The sequence below is a fragment of the Microcoleus sp. T3_D1 genome (assembly GCF_036700405.1).
Classification (GTDB): domain Bacteria; phylum Cyanobacteriota; class Cyanobacteriia; order Cyanobacteriales; family Microcoleaceae; genus Microcoleus.
The window spans coordinates 51464-68120 of the sequence record NZ_JAUBOV010000038.1 but is presented as its reverse complement, the minus strand read 5'-3'; the positions used below and the strand labels follow the sequence as shown (position 1 = coordinate 68120).

The 16657-nt window shown below is 44.4% G+C and carries 10 protein-coding genes and 1 pseudogene; 1 reads left to right on the top strand and 10 read right to left on the bottom strand.

Translation table 11 applies throughout. The features are described 5' to 3' along the window. Positions 1-450, bottom strand: a 450-nt coding sequence (locus QT992_RS18250) for a hypothetical protein (protein WP_333377417.1), incomplete at its 3' end; no start/stop codon positions are given. Between the two features lie 52 nt (positions 451-502). Between QT992_RS18250 and QT992_RS18245 the strand changes: the two genes are divergently transcribed. Continuing rightward, entirely contained in the window at positions 503-1579 is a 1077-nt protein-coding gene (locus tag QT992_RS18245; protein ID WP_333322582.1) for a DUF3616 domain-containing protein, read from the top strand. Positions 1580-1719: 140 nt separating this feature from the next. Here the strand turns inward: QT992_RS18245 and QT992_RS18240 are convergent, their stop codons facing one another. The 9 genes and pseudogenes from QT992_RS18240 to QT992_RS33640 all read right to left on the bottom strand — a co-directional run. Continuing rightward, positions 1720-3357 carry an AAA family ATPase gene (locus QT992_RS18240; RefSeq protein WP_333342964.1) on the bottom strand — a complete coding sequence of 546 codons (1638 nt, stop codon included), beginning with the start codon at positions 3355-3357 and terminating at the stop codon, positions 1720-1722. Positions 3358-3650: 293 nt separating this feature from the next. Continuing rightward, complete coding sequence (locus QT992_RS18235) at positions 3651-3935, bottom strand: DUF2470 domain-containing protein (protein ID WP_333321854.1); 285 nt, start codon at positions 3933-3935, stop codon at positions 3651-3653. 205 nt (positions 3936-4140) lie between these two features. Continuing rightward, positions 4141-5493 (bottom strand): WD40 repeat domain-containing protein, encoded by a 1353-nt coding sequence (locus tag QT992_RS18230; RefSeq protein ID WP_333321853.1) that lies wholly within the window; start codon positions 5491-5493, stop codon positions 4141-4143. Positions 5494-5595: 102 nt separating this feature from the next. Then, complete coding sequence (locus tag QT992_RS18225) at positions 5596-6159, bottom strand: ferric reductase-like transmembrane domain-containing protein (protein ID WP_333321851.1); 564 nt, start codon at positions 6157-6159, stop codon at positions 5596-5598. A gap of 288 nt (positions 6160-6447) precedes the next feature. After that, positions 6448-8610, bottom strand: a complete 2163-nt coding sequence (locus tag QT992_RS18220; protein ID WP_333341998.1) for a flotillin family protein — start codon at positions 8608-8610, stop codon at positions 6448-6450. 140 nt (positions 8611-8750) lie between these two features. Beyond that, positions 8751-9380: a response regulator transcription factor gene (locus QT992_RS18215; protein WP_333342009.1), complete on the bottom strand. Its 630-nt coding sequence runs from the start codon at positions 9378-9380 to the stop codon at positions 8751-8753. A 441-nt stretch (positions 9381-9821) separates the two neighbouring features. Then, positions 9822-10850, bottom strand: coding sequence for a response regulator (locus QT992_RS18210; RefSeq protein WP_333316006.1), 1029 nt, complete (start codon positions 10848-10850; stop codon positions 9822-9824). Next, positions 10847-15286 (bottom strand): ATP-binding protein, encoded by a 4440-nt coding sequence (locus QT992_RS18205; protein ID WP_445305796.1) that lies wholly within the window; start codon positions 15284-15286, stop codon positions 10847-10849. Before QT992_RS18205 ends, QT992_RS18210 begins: the two co-directional genes overlap by 4 nt. Positions 15287-15718: 432 nt before the next feature. Beyond that, positions 15719-16492: pseudogene (locus QT992_RS33640) on the bottom strand (ATP-binding protein); the annotation flags it as partial. Positions 16493-16657: the final 165 nt, after the last annotated feature.

Genomic DNA, 16657 nt, shown 5'->3' with positions numbered 1-16657 from the left:
TGCCTGTTCCACAACAGATGGATTTTCTGTTTGCACCTCTGTCATGAACAGGCAAGATGCCTGTTCCACAACAGATGGATTTTCTGTTTGCACCATTGTCAGCAACAGGCAAGATGCCTGTTCCACAACAGATGGATTTTCTGTTTGCACCTCTGTCATGAACAGGCAAGATGCCTGTTCCACAACAGATGGATTTTCTGTTTGCACCATTGTCAGCAACAGGCAAGATGCCTGTTCCACAACAGATGGATTTTCTGTTTGCACCTCTGTCATGAACAGGCAAGATGCCTGTTCCACAACAGATGGATTTTCTGTTTGCACCATTGTCAGCAACAGGCAAGATGCCTGTTCCACAACAGATGAATTTTCTTTCTTGTGGGGAGTAGGGGTTGGGCACGCGAGCCCGCCCATAAAAGCCTGATTGAGAATGGTGCCACCTATGAGTTTCAAGCAGGTTTAACTATAATGACTTACTCTAAGAATAGTTTAGATCCTAATAATTATGCCAGAATCCTTTTTGCTCGGCCGGCTGATGCTGCAATTAAACAGCGAAGCGGCTGATATTATTACAGACTTATCCGCTGTTGCTTTAACTCCCGATGGCCATTTGTGGCTGGGTTCGGATGAAACGACTTCGATCGAGCGTTTGTCGCCTGTCGCACCTCATATTTTTGGAGAACATCAAAGATTTGCGATCGCCGATTTTATCGATCTACCTGGAGAATCCGAAATCGATATCGAAGGAATTGATTTCAGCAAAGATTATCTTTGGGTGGTGGGTTCTCACAGCACCAAACGCAAAAAAGCTAAAGGCAAAGACCCCGAAAAAGACATTGAAAGATTAGCACAAATCGTGACAGAGGTCAACCGCTATTTACTGGCGCGGATTCCTATGAAAGACGGGATTTTGTGCAAGTCAATTCCCGATTCTGACAATCCCGAAATTCAACTGACAGTGGGATGCCTGCAGCGGACAGAAACAGGCAATTTGCTGACAGACGCGCTCAAAGATGACACCCACCTCGGCTTGTATTTATCTGTGCCGATTCCGAGTAAAGAAAATGGCTTTGATATTGAAGGGTTGGCGGTGCGGGGCGATCGCATTTTGCTCGGTTTGCGGGGGCCGGTGCTGCGGGGTTGGGCGATAATTTTAGAAATAGAAGTTGAAGAGGCAGAACCGGGAGTTTTAAGGCTTAAGGAAATTGGGAAAGGAGGGAAATTGTACAACAAACATTTTGTTGATTTGAACGGTTTGGGCGTGCGAGAATTGTGCTGGAACGGGGAAGATTTGATTGTTTTAGCCGGGCCGACGATGACTTTATCTGGGGCGATGAGGGTTTTTCGGTTAAAGGGGATTTTAGGGCGATCGGGCGACAGTATTACTGGACAAGATGGGGGAGATTTGGAGGTATTGTTTGACTTGCCTTTTAAGGTTAATACGGACAATGCTGAGGGGTTGAGCCTGTTTCCATATTTGGACGGGCAGAATTCGCTGTTAGTGGTTTACGATTCGCCGGATGCGGGGAGAATGGTTGATAAAAATGCTATTCTTGCTGATGTTTTTAAATTAGGTTTATAGTAGTATGGTGCGTCATAACGGGAGATATTTGGGATAATTAATCAGCCCTGAAATGACGCAGCATACGATTAGGAATGTGCGTCAGATGTAATTTTTCATAGAATAAATTAGATATGAACTGACGCACCCTACAAATTGGGTTAATTGTCGATCGCATCCCTTCGCCGCTGGCTGTAGCGTTTCAATTCATCAATTAAGTGAGTATCGTTAGAAGCTGTTCTCGCGCCCGCTTCCGCCGCCCACCGTTTCAAATCTTCAATTTGCGATCGCGCGATCGCAGCTAAAGGTACAGTATCCTCGATCGACCTCAAAATATCCTCCGTCATCAAATCCCGGCGCTGTCCGTTGACAAAAGTGCCAAAAGCCCGATATAACCCATCTATTACAACTTGCTCAATTTCTGCACCGCTAAAATTCTCAGCGCGTTTCGCCAAAACTCCCAAATCAAACTCCCGCAATCTAGTTGGGCGCAGTCGCTGCAAATGTACTTTAAAAATATCTTGCCTTTCCGATTCTGAGGGCAAATTTAAAAAGAAAATTTCATCAAACCTGCCTTTTCTCAGCAACTCTGCCGGCAAAATCCTGACGTTATTTGCAGTTGCGACAATAAACACCGGACTGGTTTTTTCCTGCATCCAAGTAATCAAACTGCCGAATACCCGGCGCGAAGTTCCCGAATCGCCGTCGCTGCCGCTGATAATGTTGCCGAAGGCTTTATCTATTTCATCGATCCACAAAACGCAAGGTGCGATCGCCTCTGCTAATTGTATCATTTGCCTGACGCGACTTTCGCTTTCCCCGACCACGCCGCCAAACAATCTCCCAGTATCCAATCGCAACAGTGGCAAACGCCATTCTGAGGCTATTGTTTTCGCAGATAAAGATTTGCCAGTGCCTTGAATTCCTACTAACAAAACTCCTTTCGGATTCGGTATGCCGTAGCGACGCGCTTCGTCAGTAAAAGCATCTTGCCGCATCTTTACCCACTGTTTCAAATTCTCCAAGCCGCCCACACTTTTTAGGGATTCTCTGGAGTTAAAAAACTCCAAAATGCCCGTTTGGCGAATTGCTTGTTGTTTCTCCTCCAAAACTCCGTCAATATCTGACTCGTTAATTTGCTGTTTGGCGGCCAAAGCTTTAGCCAAAACCCGCCCGATTCTAGCGCGGCTCAAACCTTGACAAGCTTTAACCAACTGTTCCCTTGCTAAACCGCTAACTTGCAACTGTTGCGGCTTTTCCACAACGTGAGAAATTAAACTGTCGATTTCTTGCACGTTGGGCAAAGGAAAATCAATTACTGTGACTTCTTCTTTCAATTCCTCCGGCAATTCCAGCGTGTGAGAAGTAAGAACTATAGTTTTTTTGCTGCGCTTCAATTCCCGCGTTAAATTCCGCAATTCCCGCACTACCGCCGCATTTTTTTCGGTGTAAGGATATTTCAAAACCGGGTGCAAATCCCGCAGTACAAATATGGTATATTCTTCAACAGCAGTTTTGCTGACGCGATCGAGCGCCGCCATTACCGAACCTTTCCCAGAACCGTTATCCTCCCAGCCCCGCACGAGATCCCAGAACAACACCCGGCGCGCGGGAGTTACTTGCAGCGCTACTTGGGCAATTACGGCTTCGACTGGTTCTTCCTCCGCGCCGACAATGTACAGCAGCGAATAGCGGGCGCGAATCATCAAATCTAGTCGCTTTACCAGTGCCTCGAAATGGGTATTTTTACCGCTATTGACGACATCTAATTCTCTGGATTTGGGGTAATTTTCTGTCATTTTATTTGATATCTTAAATATATATTCAACTTTATTATTAAATATTTTGTTGGCAGTCAGGACTTTAGTCCTTAAAAAGGATTTAACCGAACTAAAGGTTGGTAGTAAGCTGTTACGCATTTAAATTGGAAAATCTGGACAGGCTAGAAGCCCGTCCCACAAGAGTTTTATTGATTTTTGACACACAGTTTAAATGTAGAACAGCTTAAGGACTTTAGTCCTTAACAACTATTTAGCCGCACTAAAGTCCGTACTGCGAACGTTAAAATTATAACAGAATCGTGAGCATTTGGCTACTTAGCAACTTTTCGAGCTTGTTTCACCATTTCAATGAGAGTGTGGTGAGCATCTTCGGCATCGGTTAAAGTGCGATCGAAATTTACTCTGACGGGCACTGTTTCGTCGTTGACTTTAGCGGTTAAATCCATGCCGTTGGCATCAATAGCGAGCATTTGAGCTTCTGTCGCCTCCGGTTTGCCGCCAAATGCTTGAGCGTACAGCACTACAGCGCTAGCGTGGTCTTCGTTCATGTGAGTGCAGATGCGATCGCTAATCTCAGTGGAAAACTGTTCTGACATGGGGAGATTCCTCAGATGCAATATCGATCGATTGTACTGCGATCGGTACAAAGTTTTCAATAGGGAGGAATTGCATCAAGAGTTATGAGTGAGAGAAAAGGAGAAAGAAGGAAGAACCTGAAGACAATAATATCGAGCGCTTCAGTAATTACAAAATTCATAATCAAACAGAAGTCTCTAGATAATTAGTAGGATTAATTACCCCTTACCACGGGCTGACCTCAAGCACCCCAGAGGGTTTTAACACTACCTTAAATTGACGAAAATGCTTTGGTTGATGAGCAACTTTACGAAACGAAGAAAGAGAAACTTCTTGAATAAAATCACCTGCTGCTTGGTTCAGCGGCTGACAATCTGTAATTACCCCTTCTTCATTCACGGCAACGCGATAAACTAATGAAGTGCTGAAGGTGGGAGTCGAGCGCCAACTCTTGTCAATTTGGTCGTAAACTTTCCGGTTCAAATGTGCAATTTCACCGGGGGAGATAATTTCAGAAGGTGCTGCCTCTACCTCTGATGCTGGAGAGTTAACCTGAGTCGCAAGCGGAACAGGTACAGGCCAAAGCTTAATAGTTTCATCTGCGCTACCGCTGGCTAAGACAGTATCTTGAGAACTAAAAGCGACTGACCAAACTGGCTTAGAATGCTCCGCAAAATTTGTTATCAGTTCACCTGTTTTCAAGTTCCACAGCTTAATAGTTTTGTCGTAGCTGCCACTAGCTAAAGCCTGTCCATCCGGGCTAAAAGCAACTGAGAGAACCGGGCCGGAATGTCCTGTTAATGTGTGCAGAACTTTGCCATTTGTAAACTGCCACAGCTTAACAGTTTTATCCGCACTGCCACTCGCTAAAGTTTTCCCGTCAGGACTGAAGGCAACTGAGTTCACCGGCCCGGAATGCCCAGTCAGGGTGTAATTGCCGCCATCATCAAGCCACCAAATCTTGATAGTTCCATCCTCGCTACCGGTTGCTAAAATTTTACTGTTCGGGCTAAAAGCGACAGATTTAATCCAGTCTGAATCTTGAAGTGTGCGGAGTAGTTTGCCATCGGCCAAATTCCACAATTTTACAGTTTTGTCGGTACTACCAGAAGCGAGTAACCTTCCATCAGGACTGATACTTATTGCCTTGACATCATCCGCATGACCTTTCAAGGTATTGATGAGTATGCCGGTTTTGAGATTCCACAATTTAATCCGGTTATCCCAACTCCCGCTAGCCAGAAGATTGCCGTCAGGACTAATGGCGAGGGATTCAATTGCATCGGTATGTGCTTTTATGGTGTAAAGCAATTCGCCGGTTTGCAGGTTCCAGATTTTGATAATGCCGCCATAACAGCCGCTGGCTAAAGTTTTGCCGTCTGGACTGAGTGCGATCGCGTAAATCCACCCAGAATTATCTTTAAAACTGCTAGAATATTGAGTGAGCAACCCCGATTTAAACTGCGATACAGTTGTTTCTAATTCCGCAAAATACCTATAGAAGCCGATGCCCGCCGCAGTTACAACTGCTGTTAATGTCAACGCTATACTTTTCCATTTAACTTCTTTTGATCTCATAAACATGATGTCCAAAACTAAGTTTATGTAAAATAAACTTCCCTATTTCAATTCCCCAAAATTATCGCGGAGGTTGCGGCTGGATTCTCACTTTGATAAATGCTATCCAACACTTTTATTTAGCACTGTTACTTTGTCTGCGGTTGGCTGATGTTTTTGTGGTTTAGATTGGCGCTCAATCCAGGTGCGACAGAGGAATAAAAATATTATGGCGGTTATCGCTGCAATTCCAACAGGCGTTAAATATGTCCAGTGATCGGCCATTTTATCCCAGATATGCCAGGTTACTAAAAACATAGCAAGGTAAGTGAGACTCTGCAATTTTTTCCAATTTTTCTTGAGCCTTTTCACACTCCAATCGTTAGAGGTGATAGCCAAAAGAGTAAAAATAATGAAGGTTGATACTCCCTGGAAGTAAACAAAATAAGTTTTGAGATCGAAGACATCAAAGTTTCTTTGTTTGAAAAAGATGAATCCGTGAGCTACAGCTAAAAAGAAAGAGAGCAGACCAATGAAACGGCGATTTTTCAGCAGCCATTGGGGAAAGCCAGTTTTTTTGGTGAGAGGGAAAACAATTCTCAAATTTGTGGGAAGCAGTGTCAGAATATAAGCTGTTAAGGCCGCGAATCCCAGGAAACTCGCCTGAGAGAATGTATCTAAATTCATCGTTGAAAATTGCATAACTTGCTCTTATTGCTAAGTAGGTAAACTCCAATTGAAGCTAGGCTAACCTTTTGAAGTCGCAATGTCAATTAAGTTTTAAGCTTATAACACTTATTCCCAAAAATAGCTGGTTAAAAGTTGAGTTGTTACCTATAAAAAAAGGTCAGAATTAGCTGACCTTGGGTTGAGGAGATTACCTGAACTTTTGGCTAGGTATCGCGCCAAACTACAAACTGGTAATACCCCCTTTCAATAAGAGAGGACTGAAGTCCTCACTACAAACTGCACAGCCTAACTAAAAGATCGATCGTCAAACGGCAATTCATCAAACAGCGAATCAATATCAGACTCAGAATTCGCCACAGGGGAATTAGCGCGAGATGCCGACGGCTTTGCTGAATTCACCTTTGCTACTGGTAACTTTGTCGCAGATTCCGATTTCGGTAGGTTAACTAACGGTAACTCCCCGCCATTTTCTCCATTTTTGCTGGTTTGATTCCACATCATCATTCCCAGCAAACCATCAACCAAACCGCCACCGCTACCGTTGCCTGTTACCGCAACATCCGGCACAACTCGCACGTTGCGATCGCCTATAATTTGCATTAACTGCAAAGCCGTATAACCGGAACCTCCCAAAGCTACAACACCCGCGCGATAAGCTTCAGCTTGAGCATTTCCCTTCACCCGAATCGACTCAGCTTCGCCTTGAGCTTGTTTCACCTGAGAATTCGCTTTCAACTCAGAAATCTTCACGCCTTGTTCCGATTTCACCATCTCTTGTTGAATCTCAGCCAGCGCCGTTTCCCGCACCAATTGTTGCCGCTGAGTTTGTGCTACTTGCTGCACCTCATAAGTTTTGCACTGTTCCTCAGCAATTTTGCGATCGGTTTGAGTTTGCATCAACTCTGCAGGTGGCAAAATATCCCCGATTAAAGTATCAATTGCCTGCACGTCGTAGGTACGCAAAGCTGCTTTGATATACTCGGCGGCTTCCGCTTGTCTGCCGCTTCTTGCGGAGAGAAAATCTAATACAGAATAAGCTTGAGCCGAATTGCGGAAATAATTCCCAATTGTCGGCTGCAAAACGTGGTCTACTAAATTCTGCATCGAACCGACGCGAGAAATCACTTTTGGAGCATCCAAAGCTCCTACGTGAATAATCTGAGCTACTTCTAAATCAAAGGCAAAACCGTCTTGAGAACGCACAGTTAAAGACGAAAGTTTAGAGTCGTAACTGTGCCTTTCTGTTTTGCCAGACCAATTCAATACTATATTAGTAGTCGGCACTAACTCTACTTTTAAAATGCGAGTGTTCAGCGGATGTTTGCCCGGATAAAGAGGAGTCACCCAAACGCCTTTATTGCCGACATTTACTAAATTTCCGTGAGTGAAAGCAGCGCCGCTCACATCTTCTGAGGTTTTGCCGACATAGGAAATAACCGCGCCGACATAGCCGATCGGGATTTCGGTCATCGCCACTTGGTCAACCCCGACAAACCAAGGATTTAAGTTCCACGAACCGGAAAGCAAAACCTGTTCCTGCAAACCGCGCCGCCCGCCGGCGCTGATAAATTTCTGGGCGTTTTGGAAGTTGTCGTGATTCGGGATAATCGGGCCGGCAATTTCGCCATCTTGGATCGGAACGCCGTCATAAGTTGTGACGACTCCCACTTTATCGGGAGCAATTTTGTAGAGTTTCAACTGTTCCGCTGTCATCCCGTGTTTGGGAGCATTAGCTGCTGTAATTACCGTAAATAATGCCGTATTGATCCGATAGCTGCCGCCCGTCAGGATGCCGAGTTGGCGACCTTTTTCCCCGCCACCTTTAAGGAATTTGCGAGCATCTTGAAAATTGTCGCATTCTGTGATTTTGCCTAGGATGCGCTGCGGCGGAATCGACTCGCCGGCGGCGGCGATAATTAAAGCAATTTCACCTTGGGGAACTACAGTCAGAGACTCTTTGCGAACGTTGTACTGCAAAGGCCAATAACCCCAATGCCAACCGGGGGGCAAAGTATCAGCTTGATATCCAGCTTCTCCGTTTAAGGCAATTAAATCTCCAGGCGGTAAAGACTTGCCGCCGAAGCTAAACTTTTTACTGACAATGCCAACTTCCCGATCGCCAATTACTACCAATCCGCCAAAAAATAGCGGCAGCACCAGAATAATTATCATACCGCCGATCGCGATCGGGATAAATCCGCCCGGATCGAGCTGCATTGTCTGCACCGGAACAGTGCTGCGTAACTGCCCTAACTGCAAGCTAGAATCAGGTTTTGCGACTAACTGAGTCGAGGTTTGATTTGCGGGGGGGATATTGCTAGCTGCTAATACCGGCGAGGGTTTCAAACTGGTTGTTGCACTAAGTGCTAAAGACGCCGAAACAGCGGCTGCAAACTGTTTTAAAAAGCGGACTTTGACTTGAGATTTGGACAAAAATGAATAAAGCATTTTTTTTGAGCAGGGCTAATTTGTCCTAGGAGCTCCAGCTTAGCCTTACTAAAAAGTTTTGGCGTAAAACTTAAGGTCTTATTTATCATTATTTGCCGTCATAATAGTCATATTTCTCAGTAAAAATACTTATAATTAAACTACAGGCTGACAATCCCCCGTTTTAATGCGGAAATCGCGGCCTGCGTGCGATCGCTAACTCCCATTTTGCTCAAAATATTGTTGACGTGAAACTTGACGGTACTTTCGCTGATGTGCAAAACTTCACTAATCTCGCTGTTGCTTTTACCCGCGACTATGAGGCGGATGACTTCTAATTCGCGATCGCTCAGTTCAGGCCCACTCAGGCGATCGGCTAACTTAACACCCACTGCCAGCGGAATATACTTTTTACCCTCAAAAACAGTCCGAATTGCTGCTAAAAGCTCCTCTGGTTCCGCATCCTTAAGCAAATAGCCCTTAGCGCCAGCTTGCAATCCGCGATAGATGTTTTCATCGCCGTCATAAGTCGTCAGCACCACAATCCGGGCGCTGGAAAACTCCGCACAAATCGCAGCAATGGCGGCGACTCCATCCATTTGGGGCATCCGCATATCCATAAGGGTGACATCGGGCTGATATTCGCGGAACATTGTTAATGCTTCCTGTCCGTTGCTAGCTTGTGCGACAACAGTTAAATCTGATTCATTATCCAGCAGCGCCACTAAACCTTGCCGCACAATATAATGATCGTCGGCAATTAAAACACGAATAATATTTGATTGGTTAATCATGTTTACCCTGTTAATCTTATCAAAAAAAACTGAAGTTCTCACTACCAACTTACTATCTATAGTCATCCTAAATGATTCAGATAAATTTGTAGGGGTAGTGCTAAGAGTGCCTACCCCCTATCTATCGGGCAACCGAGCGTGGGATTGCCCCTACAATAATTATGCAAATGATTTAGGAGTGCTATATAGTCATCCTAAATCATTTGTGAATTTCTTACTCTCTCCCTTTGGTAAGGGGAGGGTGGGGGTCGGGTAAAAAATTTACTACTTATTTAGGATTGCTATATGGTGCGAAATGTGCACATTAGGAGCGCGAATTAAATAACTTACAATTTTAATTGTTATTGTGGGATGGGCGTCCCGCCCGTCCAAAAAGGACGGGCGGGACGCCCATCCCACAAACTTGTGGAAGTTATTTAATTCTCATTCCTTAGTTTACTAGCGATTAACTGAAACTATAACTTCTGTTCCGTTTCCGGGGTGGCTGTTTACTGTTAGCTGCGCGTTAATGCGATCGGCGCGTTCTCTCATGCCCAATAAACCAAAGCCATTCCTAAAACAGATACTTTCTGTATCAAATCCCTCTCCGTTGTCTTTCACCCGCAAAATAAACTTGGATGTTTCGTAAACCAACTGAATTTTGATCGCTGTAGCTTGTGCATATTTGAAAATATTTGTTAATGCTTCCTGCCCGATCCGCAACAGGTTATTTTCTACCTCTAATGGTAGGGAATATGCCGTGCCAACCACTTCAAAAATAGTGTGCGTATCAGTATCTGATGACATTTGTTTGGCAATTTGGTTGAGAGCGCTATACAAGTCGCCATCTTCTAACAGTTGCGGGCGTAAAGATTCTACGGATCGCCGTGCTTCAGCAAGTCCAGAGCGAGCCAATTCGCAGACTGTTTTCATGTGTGCTTGTGCTTGTTCGGGATTCGCTGCTATTACCCGTTCGGCGGCTCCCAAATGTATGATGATGCCTGTAAAAGTTTGCGCTAAAGTGTCGTGAATTTCCCGGGCCATGCGGTTGCGCTCTTCTAAAATATTTTGGTCTATGAGTTGTTTAGACAGCCTTCTCAGACGCAATTGATTTTCCACGCGCACTAAAATTTCTTGTTGTTGAAAAGGTTTTGTAATGTAGTCTATTCCGCCCACAGAGAAGGCTTTTACCTTATCGAAAACTTCTTGCAAAGCGCTGATAAAAATTATTGGAATATCTTGAGTTTTCGGAGTAGCTTTGAGCTGAGCGCAGACTTCATAGCCATCCATGTGAGGCATCATAATATCGAGTAAAATTAAGTCGGGTAAGTTGGCATTGATAAAGTTTAGAGCTAATTTCCCACTGGGAGCTAGGTGAACTTTATACCCAGCGACAGATAGTATCCCGCTTAAAAGTTTTAAATTCTCAGGACAATCATCAATAACTAAAATACTTTCTTCGCGGGTAAAACTGAGGTTTTTGTTCATGTTTCATCCCTTAATGTGTGTATTAAATTTAGCAACTGTTCGTACTGAAAATTTTTAATGCAAGCGGCGCTCGCCCTAGCTAAGGGCTGATTGATTTCGCGAATTTGACTGATGACTGTTTGCATCTGTTCCAAATCGAGATTGCTAATAGCTTGCTGAAGATTGGCTACTAACTCAGGAGGCAATTCAGAAAAAGCGCTTTTTGTCAATACATTTACTTCATTTTCTGTGAAACTGGGGGCAGCATTTAGTTCTTCAAAAACGAATTGTACCCCGATATGTTTGTGCAGAATATCAAATATGTTTGCTTCTCTAAATGGTTTGCGAACAAAATCATCGCAGCCGGTAGAAAGGATAACGGCTTTCTCTTCCTCAAAACTACTTGCTGTTATGGCAACAATTGCTGTCTGGGGTAGGCACGGGGGCACTACCCCTACAAAATCCTCGTTTTCCGTAGGGGCAATCCCCCTGTGGTTGCCCTCTTTAATTTGTTTGGTTGCTTCATACCCATCCATCACCGGCATCCGCATATCCATAAAGATTAAGTGCGGTGAATATTGCTCCCACTTTTCTATTGCTTCTCTCCCATTTTGGGCTTCGTAGACTTCAAAACCGATCGCGGAAAGCAGTTTAACTAGCAGTTGGCGGTTGTCAAAAGCGTCGTCTGCAACGAGAATTCGATAGCGGGGTTGATTGGGTGCGATCGCAATAACTCGTCTGGTTGGCTGTTCCCGTTGGCGATCGGCACTTTCAACTGCATTAACTTTAATGTCAAATTTGAAAATAGTACCGCCTCCCGCACGAGAACAGACTGTCATTTCACCTCCCATTAACTGTACAAAAGAACGTGCGATCGTTAAACCTAATCCTGTTCCTTGTTGCGATTCTTCCCCGGTTTTGGTTTGAACAAAAGCTTCAAATATCTTGTCTAATTCACTAGCCTCAATCCCATCTCCTGTGTCTTCAATCTCAAAGCAGATTTGCTGAGCAAAATCGTGATTTTTAATTTTCACATGAATGCTGCCTTCCGAGGTGAATTTAATCGCGTTAGAAAGCAGGTTAATCAAAATTTGGCGCAATTTTATTTCATCAGTTCGCACATATTGTGGCACGTCGGGCATCCGCTCTACTAATAACTGCAATCCCTTCTTTTCTGCCGGAAGTTGGAACATATCTTCGATGTCATCCAGCAGGCGGTGGAGGTCAAAATTGCTCTCGTTGAGAGTCGTGCGTCCTGCTTCTATTTTGGACAAATCTAATACTTGGTTAATCAGTTCAAGCAAATGTTCTCCGCTGCGGGTGATAATACTCAGGTGTTCTTGCTGTTCCTGCAATAGGTTAGAAGAACGATTCATTAATTGGGAAAAACCCAGAATTGCATTGAGGGGAGTCCGCAATTCGTGACTCATATTTGCGAGGAATGTACTTTTTGCTCGGTTGGCTTCTTGTGCTGCGTCTTCGGCTCGTTGTCGTTCGATGATTTCTCGCTGGAGTTCGAGAGTGCGATCGCTCACTTGCTGTTCTAAAGTGCGGTTGTAGTCGGCTAAAACTTTTTCGGCTTGTTTGCGATCGGTGATGTCTTGAAATGTGGCGATCGCATAATTAATTTTACCAGTTTCATCCACAATTGGTGTGCTGGAAACTTCCAAGGAAACAATTTTATCAGGTCGGTGGAACTCGATATCATCTACTTTGACCGTTTCACCCGCCAAAGAACGCACGATTGGCATTTTTGCGGTGGGATATAACTCGTTAGTTCCCGCGAGATACAGTTGACAAGCTTCTGCTAACTTCTCAGTATTTGCTTCGGGTATTGTGGGAATGGCACTTAGTTGATGTGCTGTCTGATTTGCGTAGGTAATTTGTCCGGTGGTGTCATGCACGGCTACCCCGATCGGCATAGCATTGATAAATTGAGTCAGTCGGTTTTCGCGTTCTTTTACTTCTGTGTAGAGTTTAGCATTGGTAAGTGCGATCGCCGCTTGTCCCGATAGCAATTGCAAAACTTCCAGGCGATCGGGAGTAAAAGCTTGTGCGGTAAGGTTATTTTCGAGATAAACAATAGCAGCCAGTTGACCTTGATTCATCAAAGCAGCACACAAAATAGACTTGGGCTGACGTGCTTTGATGTAAGAATCATTCGTAAAGTTGCCTTCACGAGTGGCATCATTTAACACCACATTTTCTTTAGTTCTAGCGACATAATTGATAATTGTTTCGGAAAGTTCCGGGAAATTTTCAACAGGCTCAGATTGCAACACTGTTATCCGTTCATCATTGATTGCACCTTCAGCTTCAATCACCAATTGACCCTGCTTTTTTAGAATCAAATAGCCTTTTTGAGCGCCGACATTTTCAATCAAATTTTTCATCAATCTGGAGAGTAATTTATCCTGTACAATTTCGCCCGAAATTGCCTCGGAAGCTTTCATTACTGTAGCGATATCCAAGGAAGAACTAGAACGGCTGTCAGTCGTTGATGTAGTGGTTGAAATGGCTTTATTTGTATGGCGATGGAGCGTAAATAATTGCGGATATCGCGTTTCTAAATCTTTGACTTTAGCCGCCGCACCCCAGAGTTGATAGCAGTAACGGGATTCCTGCATATAAGCTTTGGCTGTGAGTTCTTTTCCCCTGGATAAATAGAACTTGGCGGCGAGTTCGTAAGCGAGGGCGGCTTCATGGATATACTCGTGTTCTTTGGCTAGGGAAATCGCGCGATCGTAACAGTCGATCGCCCGTGCATCTTTACCAATAACCCGATATCTTTCTGCCTCAACTAAATTAAATTTGTGCGAGTGATTCATCGGGGCGTGATACGCCCATTTTTTCATTTTTTTCTGATTAGCCGTGACTTTTTTTAAACAGTGCTTTTTCTCGTTTTGAGAAGCATTAGAATAAAACGAAAGCTGAGCCAGCGACTCATAAAAATAGCAGTATGATACTTGAAGAGTTCCAGCAGCACTCTCTACATACTGCATTGTGGAAGCTGCATTTGATACAGCTTCAGCATATTGCCCAAATAAATAACAGAGAATCATTTTATAAAAATGCAGGGCAAAAATCGAAGTGCGATCGTTAGCTTCCGTTAACAGTGATAGCGCAGTCCGCTCATCATAGGCATCCCCAATTAAATAGCAGGGATTTTCCGACTTACCTAATAAATTAAAAACCGACTGCTGTAAAGGTTTAATCTGCCAAATAATCGGGTCATATTTTGATTGTTCTATTGCCTCGCCATAAGTAGCAATATCGCCTTCCAGCCCTGACAATTCAGCGCCGAAGAGGTACGAATAACCGCAGTAAGTTTGAGACGCACAAGCACGTTCTTCCACTTGTCCTGTTTCCAATCCGCTTTTGTAAGCCTCCAACAAAGATGGCAACGTTTCTTTAGCTGGCGCTTTCCAATGACGGATGAAGTCATTAAATGGAAGCAGGACTTTAGTTTTTAATTCTGGCTTGCCAAATTGATCCAACATCCTCAATGCTAGCTGACCAAATTTATAACCACCTTCAATATCTCCCACCACTCCGCACAAAATTAATCCATAAACTGCATAAGCATGGAGAGACTCAGGATAGTTGCCATACTTTACAGATAAAATCACCTGCTTAAACACAATTAAAGGCATGAGTTTAGGGGCCACGCCATAGGCGACAGTAGTCATAAATGACAAGATACGCAGTGCGGCTTGTTTAGAAGGATCGCTTCCTTGAGGTAGATTGGCTAAATCCTCAATGCGTTTCCCAGCTAGGGTTAACTTAACTTCCAGCAATCCGATTATGCTATCTAGATTGTTAGGCTTTGCGGGCAGTTTGACTCCCAACTGCCTCAGAATTTTTAGCCCCAGATTAATTGCCATATCTAGTTGATTTTGGGCAGCATGAGTACCCATTTTTACCTCGATCGTTTTGACGCGATCGAGCACTGTTTTAGCATTAGTTAGTACGAGGTTGCCTAAACTTTCCATCTGCTCAAAATCGCCCAATATGTAAGCTAGCTCTGCGGCTTCTTGATGCAGTTGCAAACTTAGCTGGTATTGCACCACCCAACTGTTTTCTGTCAGCAAATTTATCCCCGTTTGCAGATAGTTGAAAGCTGACTGATAAGCTGCCGATGCCTTTGCTTTTTTGCCCGCCCTCAGATTTAACTGAGCCAGTTCATCTCTTTCTGTTTGATGGAAAATTAGCTCGCAGCCGAAATTGAGTTGATTAACAATGTCAAAAATTTGTTCTTCTGTGGGACAGGCATCTTGCCTGTCATCGGCGAGGGTATTTTGCAGCAGCAGTTTTCCTATTTGATGGTGAACCGCTGGCTTATCTTCTTCGGAAATCAGGGAATAAGTGGCTTGCTGAATTCTGTCATGAACAAACTTGTATTCGATGGATTGGGTACTAGGTAATTTACCTGCAATTTCTAATTCCACATCTCCCATATTCCCCAGCAACACGACTAAATTTTCTGCTACGGCTGCGTACAAATCATCCGCAGTTTGTTCCACAGATTTTTTGCAAAGTGAGGCGAGGGTTTTCAGATCGAATTGATTGCCAATGCAGGCTGCTATCTTTAACGTTTCCTGCGTATTCTGTGACTGTTGTTGAATTTTGCCAGCCATCAATTCGACAACATTATCAGTGAAATTTCTCGCTTGAATTTCTTCTAAATTCCACTGCCAACTCCCCTGTCTCCCCTCTTGGTAACGCTGGGCTGCTTCATTCTCTTGTAGCGGCAATCCCCCCGTCGTTGCCCCGATATCTGAAACCCCTACCCCATCGTCTATGGGCTGGGCGGCCACGTGGGCACCGCCCCTACAAAACCCTGGTTTTCCGTAGGGGCAATCCCCCCGTGGTTGCCCCGAAACAGCCCTGGAGGTAAAGTCAAATTGTAAGAGTCCTTCTGTATAAAGCGATTTGAGAAATTCATTCATAAAGAAAGGATTTCCGCCCGTCTTGAGAAACACTAATTCGGCAAGGGAGTTGACTCTTGCTTCCGGGCAATTCAGGGCATCGGCAATCAGTTGAGTAACAGAGGATAAATCCAAAGGTGACAGGAAAATGCGATCGACTTTTGCCCCATTTTTGACAATCTCTTCAATTGTTAGCATTAACGGATGAGCAGCAGAAACTTCGTTATCCCGATAAGCCCCAATTAAAAACAGTCCCGCTGGCGAAGCATTCATCAGCAGTTGCATCAGCTTCAGGGATGCCCCGTCAGCCCACTGCAAATCATCGATAAATATTGTCAGTGGATGTTCGGGTTTGGTAAAAACTTTAATGAAGTTTTGAAACACAAAATTAAAGCGATTTTCCGCTTCTGCCGCACCCAATTCTGGCGGCGCAGGTTGCTTGCCGATAATTAATTCAATTTCGGGAATTACGTCAATAATAACTTGACCGTTAATTCCCAATGCGTCTAATAACTTTTCCCGCCATTCTGTGAGATTGGCTTCGCTTTCTGCTAACAGTTGTTTAGCTAAATCCTGAAAAGCATTGACAATGGCGCTGTAGGGAATATTGCGCTGATATTGGTCAAATTTCCCGGAGATAAAATAACCGCGATGTTGAGTAATCGGTTTGTATAATTCTTGCACCAAAGCTGATTTGCCGATACCAGAATATCCCGAAATCAGCATCATTGAGCTTGTGGCACAGGCATCTTCCCCATGTCCACTTGTGGCACAGGCATCTTGCCTGTGACTGCTTGTGGCACAGGCATCTTCCCCATGTCCACTTGTGGCACAGGCATCTTCCCCATGTCCACTTGTGGCACAGGCATCTTCCCCATGTCCACTTGTGGCACAGGCATC

Coding starts and splice junctions, on each gene's coding strand:
- QT992_RS18210 (WP_333316006.1), bottom strand. CDS start 10,850: ATGAACAAAAACCTCAGTTTTACCCGCGAAGAAAGTATTTTAGTTATT.
- QT992_RS18240 (WP_333342964.1), bottom strand. CDS start 3,357: ATGACAGAAAATTACCCCAAATCCAGAGAATTAGATGTCGTCAATAGC.
- QT992_RS18245 (WP_333322582.1), top strand. CDS start 503: ATGCCAGAATCCTTTTTGCTCGGCCGGCTGATGCTGCAATTAAACAGC.
- QT992_RS18230 (WP_333321853.1), bottom strand. CDS start 5,493: ATGAGATCAAAAGAAGTTAAATGGAAAAGTATAGCGTTGACATTAACA.
- QT992_RS18235 (WP_333321854.1), bottom strand. CDS start 3,935: ATGTCAGAACAGTTTTCCACTGAGATTAGCGATCGCATCTGCACTCAC.
- QT992_RS18225 (WP_333321851.1), bottom strand. CDS start 6,159: ATGAATTTAGATACATTCTCTCAGGCGAGTTTCCTGGGATTCGCGGCC.
- QT992_RS18205 (WP_445305796.1), bottom strand. CDS start 15,286: ATGGGAGATGTGGAATTAGAAATTGCAGGTAAATTACCTAGTACCCAA.
- QT992_RS18220 (WP_333341998.1), bottom strand. CDS start 8,610: ATGCTTTATTCATTTTTGTCCAAATCTCAAGTCAAAGTCCGCTTTTTA.